Source organism: Paenibacillus kobensis NBRC 15729, from assembly GCF_004000825.1.
Lineage (GTDB): Bacteria > Bacillota > Bacilli > Paenibacillales > Paenibacillaceae > Paenibacillus_T > Paenibacillus_T kobensis.
Map to the genome: position 1 here is coordinate 1 of NZ_BILZ01000134.1, position 1,454 is coordinate 1,454.

General features: G+C 40.6%; 1 pseudogene. It reads left to right on the forward strand.

Annotation, left to right across the window (positions count from 1 at the left end):
• A pseudogene (locus tag PKO01S_RS28435) lies at positions 1-1,454 on the forward strand (hypothetical protein); the annotation flags it as partial.

Below are 1,454 nucleotides of genomic sequence, written 5' to 3' on the forward strand. Positions count from 1 at the left end.
ATAAGTACGCTAACAAGATAGAGTTCATCTATACTCAGGATAGTATATATGGGAATGTTCTGGAGAGGATTGTTGACTCGGCTGGAAATGCTATTGTTATTACTTATTCACCAACTAAGGTAACTTTAACGCTTGGCGACCGCAAGGTCGAATACAATAAGACTACGATTTACAATAGAAACCCGCTTCCTCCTTTTAATCAATTAGGAACGGAAGTGTTGTCATCTGTTATAGATACAGGAAGTCGTACGACCAAGTATTTCTACGAACAGCGAAATACAGAGATCAATATCAATGGCTATTATGGAGTCGATCCCTCTTATTTGTTAACAAACATTGTATACCCAAGCACTGCGTATACATTATACACCTATGAAGATAGCCCATATACCAAAAGAACAGGGGTTACTTCGACGGAGAATGTATATCGAATTGCTTCGCGTCAGAATGTGACGGCGGGTAAGGTTTACAACAAAATCGACTACTCCTATAAAAATCCTGATGGTACGAATCAAGATTTCGCTATCCCGTATGATCAAGACATTCCTTATTCCTATGTCACGATGAAGAACGGTTTGACGGAGACTTGGTTTGAAAGCCGTAAAGACTTCATTAGTTACGGGCGGCCACCTGTTTACTATATGAAACGCGTTATGACATTTGTAGGCAGCATGGGAAGTAATGAGCGAAGAGATGTCGAGTACCAGTATGATGAAGCAAGGGCGATAACAACGCCAACGCAGACAACGACGACATATACGAAAGACGGTAATGTATCAGCACCAGTCATAGAGAAGGTTTCCTATGACGATTATGGTAATGTATTATCGACTACCGATGCTTCAGGTATTACGACTACGTATACCTATGACTCAGTTACCCATCTTCTCTATAATGTGACGGAGCAAATAAGCCCGACTCAAAAACGTTATACGCAGCTGCTTCGCAATCCGCAAGGCGGAGTGAAGGAAGTGACGATTAGAGAAAATAATGCTAGCGGTAAGCTCTTGGCACAGGTGAATTACGAAGATATTGATAGTCATGGCAATGTGCGACTTACTAGAGTCAAGGATGACAACCGAGATATTATCTATAAAACACAATACAGTAGCAACGGTGCATACCCCATCAATCAAACGATTAGCTTCACGGATGTTGACGGTATTACGGGGACTGTAAAAAACCAGTTTGATTATTACGCAGATAGAGGACTTATTAAATCCGTAATAGACGGTAATTCCAAAAAAACGAGTTATAACTATGACAAGCTGAATCGTGTCATTTCTCTTGTTAATCCCGATAATTCCACTTATTCATTGGAATATAATGATTTAACCAATGAGGTCGTAGCTACCGATGAGACGGGAGTCAAGACCAAGACACGTTATGATGGAATCGGACAAAAACTGGAACAGTCCATTCTAAAAGGAACAACCTATCAATCACTGGCCAAA